Annotated in this window: 23 protein-coding genes; 10 read left to right on the forward strand and 13 right to left on the reverse strand. The window is 62.7% G+C overall.

Going from position 1 to position 23,000, the window contains the following annotated elements; genetic code table 11:
- Positions 1-3 precede the first annotated feature (3 nt).
- On the reverse strand, positions 4-924 hold the full coding sequence (gene oppB / locus QCE58_RS26965; protein WP_008353177.1) for an oligopeptide ABC transporter permease OppB: 921 nt from the start codon (positions 922-924) through the stop codon (positions 4-6).
- 16 nt (positions 925-940) lie between these two features.
- On the reverse strand, positions 941-2,578 hold the full coding sequence (locus QCE58_RS26970) for a peptide ABC transporter substrate-binding protein (RefSeq protein ID WP_250521712.1): 1,638 nt from the start codon (positions 2,576-2,578) through the stop codon (positions 941-943).
- A gap of 439 nt (positions 2,579-3,017) precedes the next feature.
- Between QCE58_RS26970 and QCE58_RS26975 the strand changes: the two genes are divergently transcribed.
- The 4 genes from QCE58_RS26975 (at position 3,018) to QCE58_RS26990 (ending at position 8,346) form a co-directional block, all read left to right on the forward strand.
- The gene (locus QCE58_RS26975) at positions 3,018-3,947 is read left to right on the forward strand and encodes a LysR substrate-binding domain-containing protein (protein ID WP_008353175.1); all 930 of its coding nucleotides are present in this window, start codon (positions 3,018-3,020) and stop codon (positions 3,945-3,947) included.
- A 92-nt stretch (positions 3,948-4,039) separates the two neighbouring features.
- Positions 4,040-4,801: an SDR family NAD(P)-dependent oxidoreductase gene (locus QCE58_RS26980; RefSeq protein WP_008353174.1), complete on the forward strand. Its 762-nt coding sequence runs from the start codon at positions 4,040-4,042 to the stop codon at positions 4,799-4,801.
- Positions 4,802-4,935: 134 nt separating this feature from the next.
- Positions 4,936-6,603 (forward strand): gamma-glutamyltransferase, encoded by a 1,668-nt coding sequence (ggt, locus tag QCE58_RS26985; RefSeq protein ID WP_409014182.1) that lies wholly within the window; start codon positions 4,936-4,938, stop codon positions 6,601-6,603.
- Between the two features lie 336 nt (positions 6,604-6,939).
- Complete coding sequence (locus QCE58_RS26990) at positions 6,940-8,346, forward strand: NCS2 family permease (RefSeq protein WP_008353171.1); 1,407 nt, start codon at positions 6,940-6,942, stop codon at positions 8,344-8,346.
- A 72-nt stretch (positions 8,347-8,418) separates the two neighbouring features.
- Here QCE58_RS26990 and QCE58_RS26995 read toward each other — a convergent pair whose 3' ends face one another.
- From QCE58_RS26995 to QCE58_RS27025, 7 genes are all read right to left on the reverse strand, one after another.
- Positions 8,419-8,856, reverse strand: coding sequence for an SRPBCC family protein (locus QCE58_RS26995; RefSeq protein ID WP_008353168.1), 438 nt, complete (start codon positions 8,854-8,856; stop codon positions 8,419-8,421).
- A complete protein-coding gene (locus tag QCE58_RS27000; protein WP_250440656.1) occupies positions 8,849-9,172 on the reverse strand; it encodes a helix-turn-helix transcriptional regulator in 324 nt (107 codons plus the stop codon). The genes QCE58_RS26995 and QCE58_RS27000 overlap by 8 nt, the downstream gene beginning before the upstream one ends.
- A gap of 119 nt (positions 9,173-9,291) precedes the next feature.
- Complete coding sequence (locus QCE58_RS27005) at positions 9,292-9,441, reverse strand: hypothetical protein (RefSeq protein WP_157695790.1); 150 nt, start codon at positions 9,439-9,441, stop codon at positions 9,292-9,294.
- A gap of 109 nt (positions 9,442-9,550) precedes the next feature.
- A complete protein-coding gene (locus QCE58_RS27010; protein WP_250521714.1) occupies positions 9,551-10,018 on the reverse strand; it encodes an RbsD/FucU family protein in 468 nt (155 codons plus the stop codon).
- A 69-nt stretch (positions 10,019-10,087) separates the two neighbouring features.
- Positions 10,088-11,212 (reverse strand): succinylglutamate desuccinylase/aspartoacylase family protein, encoded by a 1,125-nt coding sequence (locus QCE58_RS27015; protein WP_008353162.1) that lies wholly within the window; start codon positions 11,210-11,212, stop codon positions 10,088-10,090.
- An 86-nt stretch (positions 11,213-11,298) separates the two neighbouring features.
- Entirely contained in the window at positions 11,299-12,087 is a 789-nt protein-coding gene (locus tag QCE58_RS27020) for an ABC transporter substrate-binding protein (protein WP_175979415.1), read from the reverse strand.
- Between the two features lie 105 nt (positions 12,088-12,192).
- On the reverse strand, positions 12,193-13,287 hold the full coding sequence (locus tag QCE58_RS27025) for a calcium:proton antiporter (protein WP_250440658.1): 1,095 nt from the start codon (positions 13,285-13,287) through the stop codon (positions 12,193-12,195).
- A 254-nt stretch (positions 13,288-13,541) separates the two neighbouring features.
- On the opposite strand from QCE58_RS27025, the gene QCE58_RS27030 reads away from it, so the two are divergent.
- The 3 genes from QCE58_RS27030 (at position 13,542) to QCE58_RS27040 (ending at position 16,200) form a co-directional block, all read left to right on the forward strand.
- The gene (locus QCE58_RS27030) at positions 13,542-14,516 is read left to right on the forward strand and encodes a diguanylate cyclase (RefSeq protein ID WP_175979417.1); all 975 of its coding nucleotides are present in this window, start codon (positions 13,542-13,544) and stop codon (positions 14,514-14,516) included.
- A gap of 349 nt (positions 14,517-14,865) precedes the next feature.
- Positions 14,866-15,648 (forward strand): DUF2092 domain-containing protein, encoded by a 783-nt coding sequence (locus QCE58_RS27035; protein ID WP_250521715.1) that lies wholly within the window; start codon positions 14,866-14,868, stop codon positions 15,646-15,648.
- A gap of 129 nt (positions 15,649-15,777) precedes the next feature.
- Positions 15,778-16,200 (forward strand): DUF6515 family protein, encoded by a 423-nt coding sequence (locus QCE58_RS27040; protein WP_309792415.1) that lies wholly within the window; start codon positions 15,778-15,780, stop codon positions 16,198-16,200.
- Positions 16,201-16,218: 18 nt separating this feature from the next.
- Here the strand turns inward: QCE58_RS27040 and QCE58_RS27045 are convergent, their stop codons facing one another.
- Genes QCE58_RS27045 through QCE58_RS27055 form a run of 3 tightly spaced genes read right to left on the reverse strand, consistent with a single transcriptional unit; the run spans position 16,219 to position 19,161 of the window.
- Positions 16,219-17,535, reverse strand: a complete 1,317-nt coding sequence (locus QCE58_RS27045; protein ID WP_008353154.1) for an MFS transporter — start codon at positions 17,533-17,535, stop codon at positions 16,219-16,221.
- A gap of 40 nt (positions 17,536-17,575) precedes the next feature.
- Positions 17,576-18,319 (reverse strand): SDR family NAD(P)-dependent oxidoreductase, encoded by a 744-nt coding sequence (locus QCE58_RS27050; RefSeq protein ID WP_250521716.1) that lies wholly within the window; start codon positions 18,317-18,319, stop codon positions 17,576-17,578.
- Complete coding sequence (locus QCE58_RS27055; RefSeq protein WP_008353152.1) at positions 18,316-19,161, reverse strand: fumarylacetoacetate hydrolase family protein; 846 nt, start codon at positions 19,159-19,161, stop codon at positions 18,316-18,318. The genes QCE58_RS27050 and QCE58_RS27055 overlap by 4 nt, the downstream gene beginning before the upstream one ends.
- A 132-nt stretch (positions 19,162-19,293) precedes the next feature.
- Here QCE58_RS27055 and QCE58_RS27060 point away from each other — a divergent pair, with 132 nt between their 5' ends.
- Complete coding sequence (locus QCE58_RS27060) at positions 19,294-20,232, forward strand: LysR family transcriptional regulator (RefSeq protein ID WP_008353151.1); 939 nt, start codon at positions 19,294-19,296, stop codon at positions 20,230-20,232.
- 39 nt (positions 20,233-20,271) lie between these two features.
- Here QCE58_RS27060 and QCE58_RS27065 read toward each other — a convergent pair whose 3' ends face one another.
- Entirely contained in the window at positions 20,272-20,703 is a 432-nt protein-coding gene (locus QCE58_RS27065) for an OsmC family protein (RefSeq protein ID WP_008353150.1), read from the reverse strand.
- Between the two features lie 170 nt (positions 20,704-20,873).
- Here QCE58_RS27065 and QCE58_RS27070 point away from each other — a divergent pair, with 170 nt between their 5' ends.
- Complete coding sequence (locus tag QCE58_RS27070; protein WP_250521717.1) at positions 20,874-22,214, forward strand: FAD-binding oxidoreductase; 1,341 nt, start codon at positions 20,874-20,876, stop codon at positions 22,212-22,214.
- Between the two features lie 131 nt (positions 22,215-22,345).
- The gene (locus tag QCE58_RS27075; protein ID WP_033537055.1) at positions 22,346-22,999 is read left to right on the forward strand and encodes a DsbA family protein; all 654 of its coding nucleotides are present in this window, start codon (positions 22,346-22,348) and stop codon (positions 22,997-22,999) included.
- Position 23,000: the final 1 nt, after the last annotated feature.

Here is a 23,000-nt window from a genome sequence, read left to right on the forward strand (position 1 = left end):
CTTTCAGTAACGAATCTTCGGATCGAGCCACGCATACGCGAGATCGACCAGCAGGTTGAGCAGCACGGCCACCACCGTGACGAGCACGACGAGTCCGAGCACGAGCGTGTAATCGCGATTGGCCGCGCCGTTCACGATCAGCTTGCCGATGCCCGGCAGCGAGAACACCGATTCCGTGACGACCGCCGCCGTGATCGACGAGATCGCGAGCGGGCCGATCACCGAGACGACAGGAATGAGCGTCGGCTTCAGCGCATGGCGCAGCACGATGGTGCGCATCGGCAAGCCTTTCGCGCGCGCGGTGCGGATGTAGTTCGTGTTCAGCACTTCGATCAGACTCGCGCGCGTCACGCGGCCGACCGTGGCGACGTTGATCATCACGAGCAGCGCGACGGGCAGCGCCATATAGCGCAACTGGAAGTCGTTCCAGCCGCCCGCGGGCAGCCACTTGAGCAGGATCGCGAAGACGAGGATCAACACCGGCCCGAGCACGAACGACGGGAACGCATTGCCCGCGTTGCTGGCGAGCATCAGCACATAGTCCGCGATGCTATTGCGGCGCAGTGCCGCGGCGATGCCGAGCGCGACGCCGATCACGATGGCAAGCAGCATCGACACGCCGCCGATCGTCAGCGACACCGGCAGCGCACGAAGCACGAGATCGTTCACGCTCCAGTCGGCATAACGGAACGACGCACCGAGATCGCCGTGCAGAAGGTCTCGAAGATAGAACACATACTGCTTCCACAGCGGCTCGTCGAGGTGATACTTCGCCTGCAGATTCGCGAGCACTTCCGCCGGAATCTTGCGCTCGCCATCGAACGGACCGCCCGGCGTTGCGTGCAGGAGCAGATAGCAGATCGTCACGACGATCAGCAGCGTCGGCAGCGTGAGCAACACGCGCCGCAAGGTATAGGACCACATGAAAGGCTCCTTGCCGTCAGTGCTTGACGATGTAGAGATCCTTGCTGCCGTAATGATCCATCGGATTCTTCAGCGAGTATCCGCCGACGTAGCTCTTCACGAGGCGCGGCAGGCCGTATTGCAGGAGCGGCAGCATCGGATAGTCGTCCATTACGATCTTCGCGGCCTGCGTCTGCAACTGCGTGCGCTTGGCTTGATCCGTGGTTTCGCCGGCTTCCTTGATGAGCGCGTCGGCCTTCGGGTTGCAGCTGAAATTGTCGTTCTGCTCCGACTTGCATTGCACGAGCGTAAGGAAGGTCGTCGCGTCGTTGTAATCGGCGACCCAGCCGTTGCGTGCGATCTGATAGTCGCCTTCATGGCGCTTCTTCAACAGCACCTTGAACTCCATCGATTCGATGTCCATCGCGAGGCCGAGCTTCGACTTCCATTCCGATGCGACGAAGATCGCCATCTTCTTGTTGTAATCGCTCGTGTTCATCGCGAATCGCAGCTTCGTTCCGGGCTTCACGCCCGCCTGTTCGAGCAGCTTCTTGGCTTCCTCGACCCGCTTGGCCATCGGCCACGTCGCCCATTCGTAATTAGACACGTCGGCGCCGCTCACGCCCTTCGGCAGCAGGCCGTAAAGCGGCGTCTGACCATCGGCGGTCACGCGTTGCGCGAGCAGGTCGCGGTCGATGACCATCGAGAGCGCCTTGCGCACGCGCACGTCCTTCAGCAGCGGATCGCGATTGTTGAAGCTGTAGTAGCGCGTGCCGAGAATCAGCGAGTTGCGGATGTCCTTCGGGAACTGCTGGCTGTACTTCGCATAGGTGCCGGTCGGAAGCTGATACGTCATGTCGTTCTCGCCGGACTGGAACAGCTTGACGTCGGTGTTCTCGTCTTCGACCGGCAGATACGTGACTTGCGTCAGTTGAACGTTCGCCTTGTCCCAGTAGTTCGCGTTCTTCGTCAGCACGAGCTTGCTGTTGACCTGCCAGTCCTTCAACTGGAACGCGCCGTTGCTGACGATGTTGCCCGGCTTCGTCCATTCCTTGCCGAATTTCTCGATCGTCGCGCGATGCACCGGCCCGAGGTTCGGATTCGACATCAGTTCCGGCAGGAACGGCACGGGTCCGGCGGTCTTGATTTCGACGGTGCTCGCGTCGATGGCGCGCACCCCGAGCGCGCTCGCCGGCTTCTTGCCCGCGGCGATATCCGCGCCGTTCAGCAGGAACGGGCCGTACACGCTCGCATACGACGACGCCGTTTTCGGGTCAAGGAAGCGCTGGCAGCCGTACACGAAATCGTTTGCGGTGACGGCGTCGCCATTGGACCAGCGGGCGTTCTTGCGCAGATGGAAAATCCAGGTCGTCGCGTCCTTCTGTTCCCATTTTTCCGCGACACCGGGCGCGACCGTGCCGTCCGAATTCGTCGCGGTCAGGCTCTCGAACAGGTCGCGCGAGACGTTGGCCGCCACCACGGTTTCGACCAGCGCCGGATCGAGCGTCTCGACCTCCGAGCCGTTGTTGCGCACGAGTTCCTGCTTCGCGGCGAGCGCAACACCCGGCGGCACGATGGCGGCCGACGCGTTCAGCGCGGAGAACGCGAGCAGCGCCGCGGCGGCGGCGAGTTTCGTGCGTTGGATCGATGCGTGGGGAACGGCAAAAAACGTCATGGGGAATCCTCTTTCCTGTCTCGTTTATCGATTGTTGCCTTTCGCCGGGCTTTCGGAATTTGGCAGTCCTTCGTGTAGCGGATCGTTTATCGCCGTTGGGATAAACAAAGCAGCTTCAAGCCCGGAGAATCTAACGTATTGCTTTCTATCTTCTGTCGGCGCGCCAATGCCGATAACTCGTTGAAAACCGCGCGTCTGGCGGATATTTCTTACGTAGACGCTTTCATTCGTGCTTCAGGCTGGCGGCGAGTATTTCGTATCAATAAGACGGATGCCACTCACATGTGCTTATAGTCACTAAATTTTTCGAATAGTCGTTCAATTTGTTGGTTTAACGCACTTTCGGGCTTTGGTTAGCTGAACAGGGTTAAGGCAGCAAGTGTTTGTTTCCTATAAGATTGCGTCGCCGTATAACCGCCGCTTCAGAGCCGTCCGAAAGATGATCCGTTTCCGCCAGATCGAGGCATTTCGCAGCCTCATCATGACCGGCACCAGTGTCGGCGCAGCAAAAAAACTCCATGTGACGCAGCCCGCAATCAGCCGCCTGATCGCCGATCTCGAAGCCGATCTCGGCTTCAGCCTGTTCTCGCGCATCGGCGGCCGTCTCAATCCGACGACCGCCGGCCTGCGCTTCTACAAGTCCGTCGAGGAAAACTTCCTCGGCCTGGAGCGCTTGAAGCAGGTCGCCGCAATGATTCGCGAGGAAGCTTCAGACAGCCTCACGGTCGCATGCATGCCCGTGCTCGCGACCACGCTTTTGCCGCCCGTACTCGCCGATTTCACCGAACGTCATCCCGGCGTGCCGATCAAGGTCGATTCGGTGAAAGTGCCGGAAGTGCTGGTGAACCTGCAGAACCACAAGGCCGATGTCGCGTTGAGCCTGGCGTTTCCGGCGGTCGCGGGCATCGAGGTGGAGACGCTGCTCAAGGCGCGCGCGTCGTGCGCGATGCCCACGACACACAAGCTCGCGAAGAAGAAGATCGTGCGCCCTTCCGACTTGCGCGGCGAAAAGCTCATCGGCTGGCTGCCGAACGCGCGCCAGCCGTACGAGGCGGAGCAATCGCTGATTTCATCGACGGAAGACCGGCCGCGTTACACCGTTTTCACCGACACGGCGCACACGCGTTACGCGATGGTGGCGGGCGGGCTCGGCATTTCGATCGTCGAGCCGTTCGCGGCCAAGGTCTGGCGCGCGCACGGCGTGGTCGTGCGGCCGTTCGAGACCGACATCGAATATGAATACGTGCTGTCGTATCCGAGCAGCGGCATCCGCTCCGATCTCGTCGCATCGTTCCGAAGTTCGGTGAAGCGCGTGGTCGAGCACTATTCGTTCGAGGCCGCCGAAGAAGCGCCTCTCGCGGAGGACTGACGCACCGCGCGCCACTCGGCCGCCGATCGGTTTTCCGTTTCATACTCTCGTCTGTTGCGCCCGCTTCAAACCCTCATCCATACGGAGCACACATGCACGATCTGAAAGGCAAGTCGATTCTCATCACCGGCGCGAGCACCGGCATAGGCGCGGCGGCGGCGCGGGCGTTCGCGCAATACGGCGCGAATGTCGCGGTGCACTACAACAGCTCGAAAGACAAGGCCGAGGAAGTCGCGAAGGACGTGCGCGCGCTCGGCGTCACGGCGATCACCGTCGGCGCGGATGTGCGCGATTCAAAAGCCATCGATGCCGCCGTCGCGCAAGTCGCCGATACCTTCGGCAAGATCGACGTGCTCATCAATAACGCGGGCAGTCTCGTGAAACGCGAGCCGATCGCGTCCGCGAGCGACGAGCTCTTCGACGAGATCATGCACATCAACGCGCGCTCGGTCGTCGCGTTCACGCGCGCGGCGCTGCCGTCGCTGCGCTCGGGCGGCGGCGGCTCGATCATCAACGTGACATCGGTGGCGGCGCGCAACGGCGGCGGGCCGGGCGCGCTCCTCTACGCGGCGTCGAAGGGCTTCGTCAGCACCATCACCAAGGGCATGGCGAAGGAACTGATGCCGGATCGCATCCGCGTGAATGCGGTCGCGCCCGGCGTGATCCAGACGCCGTTTCAGGAGCGCTTCACATCGCCGGAACAACTCGAATCCTTCCGCAAGGCAATTCCGATGGGCTTCATCGGCGAGCCGGACGATTGCAGCGGCGCGTTCCTCTATCTCGCGTCGGAAGCGATGTCGCGCTATGTGACGGGCCAGATCATCGACGTGAACGGCGGCCAGTTGATGCCCTGAGCGTCGCGCGGCTCGTGGTATATAAAGCGCTGGTCTTTCGTCGCATGCAATAAAGGAGAACGCAGGAGATGCTTTTGAAAAAGGAACTTCGCATCCGCTCGGTCGCACTCGGCGCCATCGTCGCGTCGGCGCTCATGACGGCGGGATTCGTCGAGACGGCGCCGGCTTACGCAAAAACCACCGACAATCAGGCGGCGGTGCTGACCGCGTCGGCTGTCGCGGTCGCCGACAAATACGCCGCCGACACCGCGGAACAAATCTTCAAGCTGGGCGGCAATGCGGTCGATGCGGCCGTCGCGATCGCCTTCACGCTCGCCGTGACGTATCCGGAAGCGGGCAATATCGGCGGCGGTGGCTTCATGACGCTCTACGTCGATCATCGTCCGTACTTCCTCGACTATCGCGAGCGCGCGCCGCTTTCGGCCACGCGCAACATGTATCTCGACGACAAGGGCGAGGTCATCAAGGGCATGAGCCTCATCGGGCATCGCGCGGTGGGCGTGCCGGGCACGGTCCAGGGCATGTGGGAAGCGCAGAAGCGCTTCGGCAAGTTGAAGTGGAAACAGGTGCTCGCGCCGGCCATCCAGTACGCGCAGGACGGCTTCGAAGTCGACGATCAGCTCGTCTCGCGACGCGACAACGCATCGAAGGAGTTCGCCGGCAAGACCAACTTCGATCTGTACTTCGGCGGCATGAAGGCCGGTCAGGTGTTCAAGCAGCCGGATCTCGCCAAGACCTTGCAGCGCATCTCCGATAAAGGCGCGAAAGGCTTCTACGAAGGCGAAACCGCCGAGCTGATCGCCAAGTCGATGGAAGGCCACGGCCTCATCACGACGCGCGACCTGAAGGACTACAAGGCGGTGTGGCGTCAGCCGATCACGGCGAGCTGGAACGGCTATCGCGTGATCACCGCGCCGCCGCCGAGCTCCGGCGGCGTCGGCCTCGTGCAGTTGCTCAAGATGAAGGCCGACCTCAAGGACAAGTTCCAGGACGTGCCGCTCGATTCCGCGCAGTACATCCATCTCGTGGCCGAAATCGAGAAGCGCGTGTTCGCGGACCGCGCGCAATATCTCGGCGATCCGGACTTCTACAAGGTGCCGGCCGCGCAGCTCACCAACGACGACTACATCCTGAAGCGTGCGCAGGAAGTCAATCCCGACAAACCTTCGGACACGAAGAGCGTGCAGCCGGGACTCGGCACGTCGATGCCCGAGAAGGCGGAAACGACGCACTTTTCGGTCGTCGACAAATGGGGCAACGCGGTGTCGAACACGTACACGATCAACGGCTATTTCGGCTCGGGCGTGATCGCGGAAGGCACGGGCGTCGTGCTCAACGACGAAATGGACGACTTCGCGTCGAAGCCGGGCGTGCCGAACATGTTCGGCGTCGTCGGCAGCGATGCGAACGCCATCGCGCCGAAAAAGCGTCCGCTTTCGTCGATGACGCCGACCATCCTCACGAAGGACGACAAGGTCGCGATGGTGATCGGCACGCCGGGCGGCTCGCGCATTTTCACGTCGATTTTCCAGGTCATCACGAACGTGTACGACTTCGACATGCCGCTGGCGGAAGCCGTCGGCGCGACGCGATTCCATCATCAGTTGCTGCCGCCGGACACGATCTATCAGGAGCCGTTCCATCAGCTCGACGCGAGCGTCGTCAAGCAGCTCGAAGACAAGGGCTACAAGTTCACGATGCAGAACTTCAATGGCGACATTCAGGCGATCCGCATCGACGGCGACAAGCCCGAACCGATGTCCGATCCGCGCGGACGCGGCGTGTCGCGCGTCATCCAGTAACGCGCCTTACAACGTCGAACGAGTAAAATAGCGGCCCGGTCCGGACTAGGCGTTTCCCCTAGTCCGGCCTTTTTTCGCTCATGCGGGAGCCCCGCCCCGCGCGGGATTCGCGGCATATAAGCCGCTCGGCATGAGCGGCATGTTTTTCATGGGATTGGACCCCGCGTTCTGTTCCCCTAGTCTCTGTCCTGACCGAGTGCAGCCATCAGAGCGCGTCACCCGGCATTCATCCAGAACTACATACGAGACGACCCTGACGATGGACCCGCGGTGCCGGCGAGCTGACAAGCGCGGCGCACGGCGTTCCGTTTCAGCGTGCTGATAAAGGAGCAGCTCATGTTGGAATCCTCCGCCCAGCAGCTTGGCGACATCGACATCACCCCCACAGAACGAGAGGAAAGCGTTCAGACCGCCAGCGGCGGATTTCTCGATCGCTATTTCGGCATTTCCAAAACCGGCAGCACGGAAAAACGCGAGATCGTCGCGGGCGTTACGACGTTCCTCGCGATGGTCTACTCCGTGTTCGTCGTGCCGGGCATGCTCGGCAAGGCCGGCTTCGACACGAGCGCGGTGTTCGTCGCGGTGTGCCTCACGACCGCGTTCGGCTCGCTGCTGATGGGCGTGTGGGCGCGTCTGCCGATCGCGATCGGCTGCGCAATCTCGCTGACTGCGTTCACGGCCTTCGGTCTCGTGCTCGGCAAGGGATTGACGCCGAACATCGCGCTCGGCGCCGTGTTCCTGATGGGCGTCGTGTTCACCGCGATCTCCGTCACCGGCGTGCGTTCGTGGATCCTGCGCAATCTGCCGACGGGCGTCGCGCACGGCACGGGCATCGGCATCGGCTTGTTCCTGCTGCTGATCGCATCGAACGATGTCGGGCTCATCATCAAGAATCCCGCGCCCGGCATGCCGGTGTCGCTCGGGCATATCACGGCGTTTCCCGTGCTGATGTCGGTGGCGGGCCTCGCCGCGATCTTCGGTCTGGAGCGCCGGCGCGTGCCGGGCGGCATCCTGCTGGTGGTGATCGGCCTGTCGGCGATCGGCCTGATCTTCGATCCGTCCGTGCGCTTTCATGGCGTGTTCGCGCTGCCGGCGTTGTCGGCGCCGGGCCATGCATCGCTGATCGGTGCGATGGACATCAAGGGAGCACTCTCGATGGCCGTACTGCCGAGCGTGCTCGCGCTCGTGATGACCGCCGTGTTCGACGCGACCGGCACGATCCGCGCGGTCGCGGGCCAAGCGGGCCAGATCGACAAGAACGGACGCATCGTCAACGGCGGCCGCGCGCTGACCGCCGATTCGCTCAGCTCGATCTTCTCCGCCTGCTTCGGCGGCGCGCCGGCTGCGGCGTATATCGAATCGTCGGTGGGCGTGGCGGCGGGCGCGAAGACGGGTCTCGCGGCAAGCGTCGTCGGCGTGCTGTTCCTGGTGGTGATGTTCCTGTCGCCGCTCGCCGCGCTCGTGCCTTCCTACGCGACGGCGCCTGCGCTGATGTACGTCGGCCTGCTGATGCTCGGCAACGTGAGCAAGCTGCATTTCGAGGACACGGTCGACACGATGTCGGGCCTCGTTTGCGCGGTGTATATCGTGCTGTCGGCGAATATCGTGACGGGCATCATGCTCGGCTTTTGCACGCTCGTGATCGGCCGCATCGTCGCGGGCGAATGGCGCAAGCTGAATGTCGGCACGGTGGCGATCGCGGTCGTGCTCGCGGTTTTCTATCTCGGCGGCTGGGCGATCTGATCGACGGCTCGATCGCGTGAAGCGAAACGGCGCGCTACCCGAGAGGACAGCGCGCCGTTTTTCATGGCCGTGTTACTTCGTGACGAGCGCGACGGAACCCGTCTCCAACAACGACTTCAAATTCGACAGAATCTTCGGCCATCCGCCCGACACGGCCTCGATGAACGGTTTGCTCTCGCTGACGTGCGTGACCGTGAGCTTGACCGCATCGCCGAGCGCCTCGATGTCGTAGGTGCAGCGCGACCAGCCCGCGTCCTTCAGATCGTCGCGAAATTCGTTGCGCCATTTCAGCACGAGGCGCTTGCCCGGCTCGGCTTCGAGCACTTCTCCGGCATCCGCGACGCGTCCATCGGAAAACAGCATCTTCCACGCGGAGCCTGCTGACCAGTCGGATTCCTGATGCATCCCGAACCAGTACTGCCGAACGAACTCAGGCGTCGTCAGCGCTTCCCACAGCTTTCCCGGCGTCGTGCGGATGTAGGTCACATACACAAACGTGTCGCTACTCATGATCGTCTCCTTCAAGCGAGCGTTTCAGGTCGGACAAAGCGTCCAGCCGCGGACGCTCGAACTTGCTGATCCAGCGTTGCGCGATCTCGTGGATCGGCACCGGATTAAGGAAATGACGCTTCTCGCGGCCATGACGCTGCGTCGACACGAGATTCGCGTCTTCGAGTATCGCGAGATGCTTCGACACGGCCTGCCGCGTCATGACGAGGCCGTCGCATAAATCGCCGAGCGTCTGGCCATTCGCCTCGCGAAGCCGGTCGAGCAGTTGCCTGCGGCTCGCGTCGGCGAGCGCGCGAAAAACCGAATCGTCATCCATGAACGGATTATGCAACCATTTGGTTGCATGTCAAGCGGGAAAACGACAACGCCCCGGAAGCTCTTCACTTCCGGGGCGTTGCGGATGATGCTCTTGACCGGGATGCTGTCGCGCGCGGCTTACTTGCGGCGATACGATTCGACGAGAATCTCGCAGTTCTGGAGATGCAGTTGCAGCGCACGGTTCCACTCACGACGCACCGCAGCCTTTGCCGCGCGCAGCCAGGAACCGAACGAAACGACCAGGGATTGTTGTGCGGTGGTTTTCATGCGGGTCTCTCAGGGTAAGTAGCTAGGGAATAACCCTAACTATACGCCTTTCTCGCTGCACCGCAACACGTTTTCAAAAAAGCAACAGGGTATTCCCTAGGTCGATCGGTCAATTTTTCTCCGGCGCGTCGGGCGCCAACTGCACGCCCTTTTTGAAGATGAAGCAGCCGTAACCCCGAGATTCGCCGGTGGCGATCACGCAATACGCGTTCTTCGCGCGCTCGTAGAAGGCAAAACGCTCGATCGACGCCAGCGGCCCGGCGCGCCCCTCGGCGTCATCGACTTCACGCTGCGCTTCGCGTTGCACGGCGGGCAGCGCGGCCGCGTCGCCGACGACCTCCATGCGCTGAGCAGGATGATCGACGAACGTATCGAGCGGCAGCACCGACAGCACCGCCCGCACCGCGCGCGGCGAACTCACGCCGTCGAGCCGCAGCACGCGCCCGAGCACCGTCTGTCGCGCGACGGAATCGGCGGGAAAGTTGGCGTCGCAGATCACGACTTCGTCGCCGTGACCCATCGCGCAGAGCGCGTGCAGGATGTCCGCGTTGAGCAGCGGATCGATGTTCTTGAGCATGTTTCTTGTTCTCCATGACGTAAGGCCAGCCGAATCTATGGTACCCGCCGCCGCGCAACCGAGGCGCAGCTAAGGCACGAGCAGGTCGCCCTGCCGCGCCGCGTCCGCGCCCGCGATGCGCGCGACCAGCATTCCCGCCGTCGCGAAGCGCGTCCAGTGCCGCGCGTAGAGCAGCCCTTCCGTCTGCGCCACGAGCGGCACGAGGCGATCGTCGAGCGGATCGAGCACGTCGGCGATGACGTCGCCCGCGCGAATCCGCTCGCCGATTTCCCGCCGATGCAGAATCACGCCCGACATCGGCGCGTGAATGTACTCGCATCCCGCAAGCGGCGTCGCGGGATTGCGCAGCGGCGGCGGCTTCGGCGCATCGCCTGCGATCATGCCGATGTGCGTCAGATAATCGACGATCGCCTGTGCATCGCGCGCCGCCATCTCGTGCGACACGTCCCGCACGCCGCGCAGTTCGAGCGTGACGGATTGCGCGCCCATCGGAATCGGAAAGCGCTCGCCGAGCGCACCGCGCAGATAGCGCCACGCCGCCGTGCACGCCTCGTCGAACGGCTCGCCGCCCGACACGTCCGCAAGCAATTGCGCCTCGCTGCCGAGATAGCGCGCGAGCGGTTCGATCGCGGGCCACGCGCCGGGCGTCGTATAGAGATGCGCGACGGCTTCCCAGTCGCAATGCAGGTCGATGACGAGATCCGCGTCGCACGCGAGTTTCATCAGCTCGATGCGTTGCGATTCGAGCTCGGTCGCCGCTTCCAGCGCCGCCAGATGCTCGCGCAGCGCCGCGCGGATGAGCCGAGCGTTCCGCGTCGCGTCGCCCGTCAGACGGTTCTTGAGTTCGAGCGCCAATTCCGCGCCGAACTCGGGAAAGCGCCGGTTGAAGTCCTGCCCCGAGCGCATCTCGAAGCGGCCCATTTGCGTGCCGAACCAATGCTGGTTCAATCCCGCCGGATTCGCGACCGGCACGACTACGACACGCGCGTTCAGCTTCCCCGCTGCTTCCAGTTCGGCGAAGCGCCGCTTCAGATACCACGCGACGACCATGCCCGGCAATTCGTCGGCATGCAGCGAAGCCTGGATATAGACCTTCGGCGCCGCATCGCCGTCTTGCGGACCGAATCGATAGCTCGTGATCGCGCGCCCTGTGCCGAGCGACGCGCCGACGAGCGGATGATGATGAACCTGCATCTTCGATGTATCTCTCGTCGAAAGCGAAAAGAAAAGGCATCGCGAACGATGCCTTTCCGGTCGAAAACGAATGCGGCGGACGGCGCTTACCGGATCGAGATATCCGTCTCGAAATACTTCGCCATGATGCGCTTGAACGTGCCGTTCTTCTTGATCTCGGCGAACGCGTTGTTCAGGCCGTTCTTCAGATCGGCGTCGCCCTTGCGCAGACCGATGGCCGTGCCCGGACCGATGATCGCCTTGTCCTCGACGATCGGGCCGACGAGCGCGAACGGCTTGCCCTGCGGCTTCTTCAGAAAGCCGATGGCGGCTTGCGCGGCGTCGGTGAAGATCGCGTCGATGCGGCCCGCGACGAGATCGGCCTCGACCTGTTCCTGATCGCCGTAAGCCACGACGGTCACGCCTTGCGGCTCCCATTTCACTTTCGCGTAACGCTCCTGCACCGTGCCTTGCTCGACGCCGACGCGCTTGCCCTTCAATGCCTGCGGCGTCGGCAGGATGCCCGAGCCGGCGCGCGCGACGAGTTGCGCGTGCGTGTCATAGAGCGGATCGGTGAAATCGATCTGCTTCAGGCGCTCTTCGGTGATGCCCATGTCGGACAACACGGCGTCGAATTTGCGGGCCTTGAGGCCGGGAATCATGCCGTCGAAATTGTTTTCGACCCACACGCACTTGACCTTCATCTGCGCGCAGAGCGCATTGCCGAGATCGATATCGAAGCCGGCGAGCTTGCCGTCGGCCTGCTTGGATTCGAACGGCGGATAGGACGGATCGACGGCGAAACGGATTTGCGTGATTTCCTTCGCTTGCGCCGAGAAAGACACGGCGGCGAGTGCTGCAAGCATCGCGAACGATGCGGACTTCTTCAATGACATGCTTTTCCTTCAGGACTTTCGATGAGACCGCGAAACGTCGCGCGCGGACGCGCGCGAAAAACCGTGAATGGTAACAAAATCGCACGATTGATCGGACGACGCGCGTCAAGGCACGACCGAAAGAAACAGGAAAGCCGCGAAGATCACGAGATGCACGACGCCTTGGAGCACGGTCGAGCGGCCCGTGCCGAGCGTAATGACGGACACGAGCAGCGTGAGCGCGAGCATGACGATTTCCTTGGGCGCGAGCCCGAGCGAAATCGGCTGGCCCATGAAGATCGACACGACGGCCACTGTGGGAATGGTCAATCCGATGCTCGCGAGCGCCGAACCGAGCGCGAGATTCAAGCTCGTCTGGAGGCGGTTCAGGCGCGCCGCGCGCAAGGCGGCGAGTCCTTCCGGCAGCAGCACGAGCGCGGCGATCACCACGCCGACCACAGTCTCGGGCGCGCCCGCCGCCGCGACGCCCGCTTCCACCGCCGGCGACAGCAGCTTCGCCAGCCCGACCACCGAAACCAGCGAAAGCATCAGAAAGATGAGCGCGACCCACGCCTCCCGGTTGCTCGGCGGCGGCGCGTGCGGCGCCTCGTCCTCGTCCTGCACGCCCGCGGCGGCCGGCGGCGTGAACGGCAGGAAATAATCGCGATGGCGGATCGTCTGCACGAACACGAACGTCACGTACAGCACGAGCGAAATCACGCCGACGAAGATCAGTTGCGACGTCGAAAGCGCGGGACCGGCGACCGTGCTCGTGAAATTCGGCAAGACCAGTGTAAGCACGGAAAGCGCGCACAGGATCGCGAGCGCGGCGCTCGCGCCTTGCAGCTGAAAATCCTGCACGTGATGCCGCAAGCCGCCGATCAGCAGACACAGCCCGACGATCCCGCAACTGCAGATCATGATCGCGGCGAACACCGTGTCGCGCGGCAGACCGGCTTTTTCCGGGCCCCCGGAAAGCATCACGGAGACGATCAGCGCGACTTCGATCACCGTGACGGCGACCGCGAGCACCAGCGTGCCGAACGGCTCGCCGACGCGATGCGCGACCACTTCCGCGTGATGCACCGCCGCGAACACGGCGAACGCCAGCGCGATGGCCGCGAGCACGATCAGCGCGCCGCTGTGTATGAAAGCGGCCGCGGCCAGCACGACGAGCGCGAGAATCGGGGAAACGAGGGTCCAGTCCAGCTTGAATTTCATCGGCGCTCCGGGCGGATCGGTTGAATGGGATCGTCGGCTCTTGCGATGTAGCCACGAGGTTGCAGCAAAAACGCGCCGAATGCATCGGACCTGCGCGAGCGCCGCGCGTGCGAAGGGATTGCCGTGACAAAGGGCCGCAGACCATCGGCATCATAGCGAAAACGCAACCGCGCGCCTTCGGCACGAACGGGTGTATTTATTGCGCAATTGTCAGAGAATAACGGCTCCAGTGGTTACGTTAAGCACGGAGACACATGCTCGTCGCACCGATACCCGAGAACGAATCCGCCCGCCTTGCCACCCTGCGCACGCTCGGCATCCTCGATACGCCCGCCGAAGAACGCTTCGACCGGTTGACGCGTCTCGCGCGCCGCGTCTTCGACGTACCCATCGCGCTCGTCTCGCTCATCGACGAAAACCGTCAGTGGTTCAAGTCGTGCGCGGGTCTCGGCGTGCAGGAAACCTCGCGCGACATTTCTTTCTGCGGACACGCGATCCTGCAAGACGACGTCTTCATGATTCCCGACGCCCGCGCAGACGTCCGCTTTCACGACAACCCGCTCGTCTCGGGCCATCCGGGCATCCGTTTCTACGCCGGTCAGCCGCTCATGGTGCCCAACGGCAGCAAGCTCGGCACACTCTGTCTCATTGACACGCGCCCGCGCGAGCTGGACGGCGACGAACGCGGCCTGTTGCGCGATCTCGCGCATATCGCGGAACAGGAGATCGCGGCGATCGAGCTCGCGACCGTCGACGAGCTGACGCTCATCGCGAACCGGCGCGGCTTCGAAGCGCTCGCGCAGCATGCGCTGAACGTCTGCAAGCGCCTTGAGCGCGACGCGTCGCTGCTCTTCTTCGATCTCGACGATTTCAAGCAGATCAACGACACCTTCGGTCATGCGGAAGGGGATCGCGCGCTCGTGACCTTCGCCGCCGCGCTGCGCGAATCGCTGCGGGAGAGCGATGTCATCGGCCGTCTGGGCGGCGACGAATTCGTCGCCCTTCTGACCGACGCCCGCGAAGACGAAACGCGCCGCGCGCTCGATCGCCTGCGCGAATTGCTCGCGGCGAGCAATGCGGCATCGGCGCCGGGTTATCGAATTCGCTTCAGCGTCGGGCAGACACAGTTCGACGCCGCTCGGCATTCGTCGGTGATCGATCTGCTCGCGGCAAGCGACAGCAAAATGTACGCGCAGAAAGCCGCGCGCAAAAGCGCTCCGGCGCGCTAGCGCCAACGAGCATTGCGATCTGTGCATTGATCCGAAACAGATTGCGTTTATTCAAATAAACGGCGTCGCAGGCAGCGATTGTCCAGCGCGCCGCCAAACGAAATACTTATTCAACGCGCCGAAAATACGGCGGGAATAAGTTCGACGTCAAAAAACGTAATAATCGCGTCAGCCGGGCACGAAGCAAAAACCGAAAATCAGTGTTTCAGTTGAACTGACGCACTTCCATCATATAATTTATTTCAATCGGCAAAGAAAATTTACGCGGACTAAATCATGTTCCTATAACAAAAAGGTATTCTCTGATGATTATCTCGTCGAATTTCAATCATCAATTCAGGAGAAGACAATGACGACTATCTTCGCGAAACTCGCGCTGTGCGCCGCGGTTGCAGGCGCGTTATGCAGCATGGTAAGCGCATCGGCGAAGGAAACGGCGACCGCGCATAAACCAGATCCCGCCGCAATGGAAGCGCTGGCCAAAATGAGCGCTTATATGCAAACCGTGAAGCAGTTCGTTCTGGATGTCGATTCGACGACAGATCAAATCATGGTGGACGGTAAAACGGCACAATTGGTCCAGTTGTCGCACACGACGAAGCTGACCGTAAATCGCCCCGATCATCTCAAGGCGGAGATTTCCGGCGGTGCGCCTGGCAGCAGTCGTCACGCCTATTTCGACGGAAAGCACTTCACGCTTTACACTGAGCCGGGCAAATACTATGCGACGGTGCCGGCGCCGGCCACCATCAAGGAACTGATCAGCGATCTCGGCGACAAGTACGGAATCGAATTGCCGTTAAGCGATATTTTCACGCTGGGAGCGAATCCGGACGACATGAAAAGAGTGCTTTCCGCCGCCTATCTCGGTGACGAGACAATAAACGGCGCGACGTGCTCACATTATGCATACCACGAAAAATCGGTCGATTGGCAGCTCTGGGTTCAGAAAGGCGATAAACCGCTGCCGTGCAAGTTGAATATCGTGACATTGTCGGACAAGGAGCGGCCGCAATACACGGCGATTTATCGCTGGAACCTCAATCCTGAAATCGGAAATGGCGCATTCGCATTCTCGGCCCCTGAGAACGCGCGCGAAATCAAAATCGTGCAGGTCAAAGACACGCAATAATCGATTAATGTAGAGATCATCATCATGAATTTGAAGAACTTCTCAAGCACGGCATGCGCGGCGCTCTTACTGGCAGCAATCGCGTCGACGGCAAGCGCCTTTCAAGTCCGCGGCGGCGCTCAAACGTCCGTGAATAGCGGCGCCTGGCAGAGCGCGCATGAAACCAATGTCGCGACACGGCAAGCCAACCGCACGACGCGTGAGGGCAACCGGCAGGACACCGTTCAGCAGGTCAGTTCGAACCGAACGAACGCGGCGACAAACATCAGCAATAACCGGATGAATGCGGCGCAGAACATCAGTGACAACCACGGCTGCTGCTACAACAACGGCGGCTGGTACAACGACCATCCGGTGGCAACCGCTGCCGCCGTCACGACAACCGTGGTCGCGACGGCAGCCATAGTCGGCTCCATCGTTCATACACTGCCGCCCAGTTGCTCCGCGATCAGCGTCAACGGCGTGACGTATCAGCAATGCGGCTCGACGTGGTATCAGCCGCAATACTCGGGCACGTCCGTTCAGTACGTGGTGGTCAACGCGCCTCACTGACCGGCGGTCGAGTTCGCTTCACTCGCTGCCGCTCTCGCGGAAATACAGGCGGCGCGGCAGGCCCCACACGATCAGCATCGCGCCCAGCAGGCACGCGCATGCGATCGCATAGAGGCCGGGCGTCGCGCTGCCGGTCATCGTCTTCACTTTGCCGACCATGTACGGACTGATGATCCCGCCGAACTGCCCGACCGAATTGATGAGCGCGATGCCGCTCGCCGCCGCGATGCCGGTGAGAAAGCGCGTCGGCAGAATCCAGAACAGCCCGAGCGACGTAATGATGCCCGTCGCGGCGATCGTGAGGCCGATCACGAGCATCACCGTGTTCGTCGGGAAGAAGCCGCACAGCACGTAACCGATCGTGCCCGCGAGCGCGCATGCGCCGAGGTGCCAGCGCCGTTCGCCGGTCCGGTCCGAATGCTTGCCGATCAGGATCATGCCGATGCCCGCGACCGCGTAAGGCAGCATCGAGATCAGGCCGATCATGAACGGATCGCTCGTGCCCGCGGTTTTCACGAGCTGCGGCATCCAAAAGACGAGCCCGTAGATGCCCATCGCGAGGAACAGATAGATGAGCGCCATCACGAGCGTGACGGGCTGGCTGAACGCGGCCTTCAGCGAATGCACTTCGCCGACTTTCGGATCGCGCGCGAGTTGCGCTTTCAGCGCGCGCTTTTCGCCGGCGTCGAGCCACTTTGCGTGATCGACGTCGTCATCGACGAACGCGAGCACGACAAAGCCGAGCAGCACCGACGGAATGCCTTCGAGCAGAAAGAGCCATTGCCATCCGGGCATGCCGTTCAGGCCATCGCAGAACTTCATGATCGCGCCCGACAGCGGGCTGCCGATGATCCCGCACAGCGCGATCGACGCCATGAAAAACGAGTTGATGCGCCCGCGCCGCGACGACGGAAACCACTTCGTGAAGAAGTACAGCGCGCCCGGCACGAAGCCCGCTTCGAGCGCGCCGATCAGAAAGCGCAGCACGTAGAACCACGTTTCGCTGCGCACGAACATCATGCACGCCGACGCGATGCCCCACGTAATCATGATGCGCGCGATCCAGCGCTTCGCCCCGACGCGATGCAAAACGATATTGCTTGGCACTTCGAATAAAAAGTATCCGACGAAGAATACGCTCGCCCCGAAGCCGTACATGGCGTCGGAGAAGCCGAGCTCGCTTTGCATCTGCAGCTTCGCAAAGCTGATGTTGATGCGATCGAGATACGAAAACACGAAGCACGCGACGAACAGCGGCACGAAGCGCCAGAACACTTTCTTGTAGATGCGGCTGTCGTCGAGCGTCGCCTCGCGCGGGGCGGCGAAGGTATTCATGTGGCTTGTCTCCTTGATTTTCTTGTCTTGACGCGTGTGTTCAGTAAGTCGCGCGTCCTCCGGAGAGATCGAAGACCGCGCCCGTCGTGAACGAGTTCTCCGACGAAGCGAGGAACGCGACCATCGATGCGATCTCGTTCACTTCGACGAAGCGTCCGCGCGGAATCTTCGACAGCATGTAGTCGATGTGCTCCTGCTTCATCTGCTCGAAGATTTTCGTGCGCGCGGCGGCGGGCGTCACGGCGTTCACCGCGATATCGAGGCCGGCCGTTTCCTTGCCGAGACTCTTCGTCAGCGCGATCACGCCCGCCTTCGCCGCACTGTACGCCGACGCGTTCGGATTGCCTTCCTTGCCCGCGATCGACGCGATGTTGACGATGCGTCCATAGCCGCGCGCGATCATCGCCCTGACGATCGCCTGATTCGCATGGAACGCCGCGTTGAGGTCGACGTCGATCACGCGCGACCATTCTTCCGGCGCGTAATCGGCGACCGTCGCGTTCGCGCCCGCGATGCCCGCGCTGTGCACGAGCACGTCGATTTGCCCGAAGCGCTCCAGCGTGCGCGACGTCGCGTTGGCAACTGCATCGCGATCCGTCAGATCGACGAGCACGGTCTGAACGTCGCCCAGACGCGCGCGGGCATTCGCCAGCGCGGCTTCATCGCGATCCCACAACGAGACGCGCGCGCCGCCTTCGAAGAGACGCTGCGCCACCGCGTAGCCGATGCCCTGCGCACCGCCCGTCACGACAGCCGCGCGATTCGTGAAGTCGTATCGGTTCATGCGTCCACCGTGCGTTGTTGTTGAACGCCCAGACCTTCGATGCCGAGGCGCATCGTCTGTCCCGCGCGCAAATAGATGGCGTCCGGCTTCTGCCCCATGCCGACGCCCGGCGGCGTGCCCGTCGAAATGACATCGCCCGGTTGCAGGCTCATGAAGCGCGAGAGATACGCGACGATCTCGCCGACCTTGAAGATCATCGTGCTCGTGTTGCCGTTCTGATAACGCTTGCCGTCGACTTCGAGCCAGAGCGGGAGCTTGTGCGGATCGGGCACTTCGTCGGCGGTGACGAGCCACGGACCGATCGGGCCGAACGTATCGCAGCCCTTGCCCTTGTCCCAGGTGCCGCCGCGCTCGATCTGATATTCGCGCTCGGAGACATCGTTGATGACGCAATAACCGGCGACGTGACTCATCGCATCGGCTTCGTCGATATACGCGCCGCCCTTGCCGATCACGACGCCCAGTTCCACTTCCCAATCAGTCTTCTTCGAGCCGCGTGGAATGCGCACATCGTCGTTCGGGCCGACGACCGCCGAGAGCCACTTGTTGAACACGACCGGCTCCGACGGCACCGGCAGATTCGATTCCGCCGCGTGATCGGCGTAATTGAGCCCGATGCAGATGAACTTGCCGATGCGTCCGACACACGGCCCGATGCGTTCGTTCGAAGGCACGACGGGCAGCGTCGATGGATCGAGCTTCGCGAGACGTGCGAGCGATTCGGGCAGGAGCGCATCGCCCGCGATATCGCCGACGACGCCGGACAAGTCGCGGATCGCGCCGCTGGAATCGAGAAGGCCGGGTTTTTCGCGGCCGGGAGCGCCGTATCGCAGCAGCTTCATGAGTCGGTATTTCCTTGACGAGGTGAACGGAACCCACAATGTAGAGAACGCTGCATCGCTTGAATAATGAAAGCTGCTGCCGGGGCAATAACTTTCCGTTATCTTCTCGTTGTCCCTATGCCTGCCGAAACCATGCTGCCGAATGCCGATTCCATCGCCGCGCGCTTGCGGCTCAAGCAACTGCGCCTGCTGATCGCGCTCGACGATCATGGCTCGCTGCATCGCGCCGCCGACGAAATGGCGCTTACGCAGCCCGGCGCGACCAAGGCGCTGCGCGAGATCGAAGCGACGCTCGGCGCCACGCTCTTCACGCGTTCGGCGCAAGGCATTCAGCCGAACGAACTCGGGCGCTGCGTGATCCGCTATGCGCGGCTGATTCACATGGACGTCGCGCATTTACGCGAGGAAATGGCGGGCATTCTGCAAGGCACGGGCGGACGGCTCGCCATCGGCGCGATCACCGGCGCGGTGTCGGGCGTGCTCGTCGATGCACTCGCCCGACTGCGCGAGCGGCAGCCGGCGCTGACCATCGAAGTCGTCGAAGACACGAGCGCGCGCCTGCTCGCGCTGCTGGATCAAGGCAGGCTCGACGTCGCGATCTGCCGTGCGAGCGTCGCGCGTCAGCCGGATCATTACCACTACGTCGAGTTGCGCGACGAACCGCTCGCGATCGTCGCGGGCGTCTCCCATGCGCTCGTCGATGCACCGCGCGTCGAGTTGAGCGAACTCGCTTCGAGCCGATGGATCGTCTATCCGGCCATCATGCCGATCCGCAGCCTCTACGAGCGCGAGTTCAAGGAAGCGGGGCTGCCGCTGCCCTTGCATCCGATCGAAACGGCATCGACCATCACGACCGTCCTGCTGCTGCAGCGCGATCCGACGCTCGTCGCGATGATGCCGCTCGACATGGCGACGTTTCTCGCCGGACACGGACTCGCGAAGCGGCTTGCCATCGCGGTGCGTTCGCGCACGGAGCCGTATGGCGTCGTGACCAGAAAAGGCGCGGCATTGCCGGCGCCCGCGCGGCTCATCATCGAGGAACTGACGCGCGAAAAAAACGCGGACGGGTGATGTGCCCGTCCGCGTTTTCGGCTTCGACTGCCACGCCGCTTACGACACCAGCTCGGCGTTCAACGTGATCTTCGCGTTGCCCGCAAACAGCTTCGACACCGGACAGCCCTCTTTCGCGGCCTGCGCAGCCTTGTCGAAAGCGGCTTTGTCGGCGCCGGGAATCTTCGCCTTGAGATCGAGCTGGCAGGCGGTGATCGTGAAGCCGTCGCCGTCTTTATCGAGCGTCACGGTCGACTTGGTTTCGAGGCTCTCGGCCTTCATGCCGGCCAGCTCGAGTTGCAGCGAGAGCGCCATCGTGAAGCAGCCCGCGTGCGCCGCGCCGATCAGCTCTTCCGGATTGGTGCCCGGACCTTCCTCGAAGCGCGACTTGAAGCCGTACGGCGCCTCGTTGAGCACGCCGGTCTGCGTCGAGATGAAACCCTTGCCGTCCTTGATGCCGCCGCTCCATTTTGCCGATGCTGTCTTTTGCACGAGAGTTCTCCAGAAGATAAATTGGAACCGACGATTCGCACGCGCCGTGCCCGAACGGCGCCCTTCGATAGCCCGAGCGCTTGCATCGTAGCCGATCGCTCGAGCGGGTGCAGGGAGCCTGCGCATTGGACTATCATCGCCCGTTCGCGTTTAACACAACACCACATCACATGGGTCCACCTACCGAACGCATCACCGAAGACCGCACGCCGCCCGATCACGTCGATGTCGTCGTCGTGGGCGGCGGCGTCATCGGCATCAGCACGGCGCGCGCGCTCGCCGAAAAAGGCTTGTCGGTCGCCGTGTGCGAAAAGGGCTATATCGCCGGCGAGCAATCGAGCCGCAACTGGGGATGGTGCCGCGCGACGCACCGCGACCTGCGCGAACTCGAACTGAGCCTCGAAAGCCTCAAGCTCTGGCGGCGCATCGATGCGGAACTGGGCATCGACACCGGCTTTCGCGAATGCGGCATTCTCTACGCCGCCGACGATGCCAAAGCCCTCGCCGATCACGAAGCCTGGCTCGCGCGCGCCGTCGCGCTCGTCGGCCGCGACGCGCTCGATTCGCGTATCACGTCGCCCGACGAAACCGGCGCGTTGATGTCCGGCACGTCGCGACGCTTCGCGGGCGGCATCTACACACCGAGCGATGGCCGCGCGGAACCGCAACGCGCCGTGCCCGCCATGGCCGCAGCGCTGCGCGAACGCGGCGTGAAAGTGCTCACGCCCTGTGCGGTGCGCGGCATCGAAACGAGCGGCGGCGCGATACACGGCGTGGTCACGGAACACGGACGCATCCGCTGTTCGAGCGTGGTCATCGCGGGCGGCGCGTGGACGCGCTATTTCGCGGGCAGTCTCGGCGTAGATGTGCCGCAACTCATGGTGCGTTCGTCGGTCATGCGCACCGCGCCGCTCGACGGCGGACCCGACGTCAGCGCGTGCAATCAGGAAATGGGCTATCGCAAGCGTCTGGACGGCGGCTACACCATCGCGAATGCGTTTCACAGCTATCACGACATCACGCCCGACAGCTTTCGGCTCCTCGTCAAATTCCTGCCCGCGCTCAAGAGCCAGATCGGTTCGATCAAGCTCGGACTCAACGCGCGCTTCTTCGAGGAACTTCGACGCCCGCGCCGCTGGCCGCTCGACCGGCCGACCGTCTTCGAAACCGCGCGCACGCTCGATCCGGTGCCGGTCGAATCGTTCAACGAAGCGGCGGTCACGGAGTTCCGCAAGCTCTTTCCGGCGCTGAATCCATTGCGCATCGAACAAGCGTGGGCGGGCTATATCGACGTGACGCCAGATGCCGTGCCGGTCATCTCCCGCGTGGATGGCAAACCGGGGCTTTTCATCGCGACGGGTTTCTCGGGGCACGGCTTCGGCATCGGTCCGGGCGCGGGCCGACTGATGGCGGATATCGTCGCAAACGACGCACCGATCGTCGATCCGCGCGCGTTTCGCCTGTCGCGCTTCTTCGACGGCAGCAAGATCGAGCTCGACGGCGGATTCTGATGCGTCGCGCGACCGCGCGTCGGCGGCGCGCACGCGCTAACATACCGGTTTTGCGGACGTCGCCGGAAACGCGGCGTTCGCCCGGTTCAGTCAAACGGCGCAAACACGCGCCGTTCGTTTTTGAGGCTCACATGGCATCCACGTCAGTTCTTTATATCGACGTCTGGTCGGACTTCGTGTGTCCGTTCTGCTATCTCGAGACGCCCGTGCTCGACCAGTTCCGCAACGCATACGGCGATGCGGTCGAGATTCGCTGGCACGCGTTCGAATTGCGTCCGGAGCCGACGCCGCTCGTCGATCCGAACAGCGAGCAGATCGTCGAATCGTGGGAGAAATCGGTGCGTCCGCTCGCGGAAGAACGCGGCGTGACGATGCGTATGCCGCCGGTCGCGCCGCGCAGCCGCAAGGCATTCGAGACGGCGATGTTCGCGCGCGAATCCGGCCGCTACGATCTCGTGCATCGGGCGATTTTCAAGGCGTATTTCGAGGAAGGCATCGATATCGGCGATACCGACGCGCTGCTCGACATCGCGGCGACCTGCGGCGTCGATCCCGAACTGCTCGAGGAAGCGCTCGATGACGGCACGTACACCGATCTCGTGATCGAAGACGAAGAGTTCGCGAAGAAGCTCGGCGTGACGGGCGTGCCGTTCGCTGTGCTGTCGCGCGAGCCCGCGCCCGGCCAGGAACCGCCGCCGCCGATCGCGCTGCGCGGCGCCGCGCCGATTCAGCATTTCGAGGCGGCGGTCGAGCGGCTCTTTCCCGACGGCTTTCCGGGCGCCTGAA

Source organism: Caballeronia sp. LZ028, from assembly GCF_031451415.1.
In the GTDB taxonomy this organism is placed as follows: Bacteria; Pseudomonadota; Gammaproteobacteria; order Burkholderiales; family Burkholderiaceae; genus Caballeronia; species Caballeronia zhejiangensis.

Excerpts from the sequence above, each read along its gene's own strand:
- oppB (WP_008353177.1), bottom strand. The coding sequence starts at position 924 with ATGTGGTCCTATACCTTGCGGCGCGTGTTGCTCACGCTGCCGACGCTG.
- QCE58_RS26970 (WP_250521712.1), bottom strand. The coding sequence starts at position 2,578 with ATGACGTTTTTTGCCGTTCCCCACGCATCGATCCAACGCACGAAACTC.
- QCE58_RS26975 (WP_008353175.1), top strand. The coding sequence starts at position 3,018 with ATGATCCGTTTCCGCCAGATCGAGGCATTTCGCAGCCTCATCATGACC.
- QCE58_RS26980 (WP_008353174.1), top strand. The coding sequence starts at position 4,040 with ATGCACGATCTGAAAGGCAAGTCGATTCTCATCACCGGCGCGAGCACC.
- ggt (WP_409014182.1), top strand. The coding sequence starts at position 4,936 with ATGACGGCGGGATTCGTCGAGACGGCGCCGGCTTACGCAAAAACCACC.
- QCE58_RS26990 (WP_008353171.1), top strand. The coding sequence starts at position 6,940 with ATGTTGGAATCCTCCGCCCAGCAGCTTGGCGACATCGACATCACCCCC.
- QCE58_RS26995 (WP_008353168.1), bottom strand. The coding sequence starts at position 8,856 with ATGAGTAGCGACACGTTTGTGTATGTGACCTACATCCGCACGACGCCG.
- QCE58_RS27000 (WP_250440656.1), bottom strand. The coding sequence starts at position 9,172 with ATGGATGACGATTCGGTTTTTCGCGCGCTCGCCGACGCGAGCCGCAGG.
- QCE58_RS27005 (WP_157695790.1), bottom strand. The coding sequence starts at position 9,441 with ATGAAAACCACCGCACAACAATCCCTGGTCGTTTCGTTCGGTTCCTGG.
- QCE58_RS27010 (WP_250521714.1), bottom strand. The coding sequence starts at position 10,018 with ATGCTCAAGAACATCGATCCGCTGCTCAACGCGGACATCCTGCACGCG.
- QCE58_RS27015 (WP_008353162.1), bottom strand. The coding sequence starts at position 11,212 with ATGCAGGTTCATCATCATCCGCTCGTCGGCGCGTCGCTCGGCACAGGG.
- QCE58_RS27020 (WP_175979415.1), bottom strand. The coding sequence starts at position 12,087 with ATGTCATTGAAGAAGTCCGCATCGTTCGCGATGCTTGCAGCACTCGCC.
- QCE58_RS27025 (WP_250440658.1), bottom strand. The coding sequence starts at position 13,287 with ATGAAATTCAAGCTGGACTGGACCCTCGTTTCCCCGATTCTCGCGCTC.
- QCE58_RS27030 (WP_175979417.1), top strand. The coding sequence starts at position 13,542 with ATGCTCGTCGCACCGATACCCGAGAACGAATCCGCCCGCCTTGCCACC.
- QCE58_RS27035 (WP_250521715.1), top strand. The coding sequence starts at position 14,866 with ATGACGACTATCTTCGCGAAACTCGCGCTGTGCGCCGCGGTTGCAGGC.
- QCE58_RS27045 (WP_008353154.1), bottom strand. The coding sequence starts at position 17,535 with ATGAATACCTTCGCCGCCCCGCGCGAGGCGACGCTCGACGACAGCCGC.
- QCE58_RS27050 (WP_250521716.1), bottom strand. The coding sequence starts at position 18,319 with ATGAACCGATACGACTTCACGAATCGCGCGGCTGTCGTGACGGGCGGT.
- QCE58_RS27055 (WP_008353152.1), bottom strand. The coding sequence starts at position 19,161 with ATGAAGCTGCTGCGATACGGCGCTCCCGGCCGCGAAAAACCCGGCCTT.
- QCE58_RS27060 (WP_008353151.1), top strand. The coding sequence starts at position 19,294 with ATGCTGCCGAATGCCGATTCCATCGCCGCGCGCTTGCGGCTCAAGCAA.
- QCE58_RS27070 (WP_250521717.1), top strand. The coding sequence starts at position 20,874 with ATGGGTCCACCTACCGAACGCATCACCGAAGACCGCACGCCGCCCGAT.
- QCE58_RS27075 (WP_033537055.1), top strand. The coding sequence starts at position 22,346 with ATGGCATCCACGTCAGTTCTTTATATCGACGTCTGGTCGGACTTCGTG.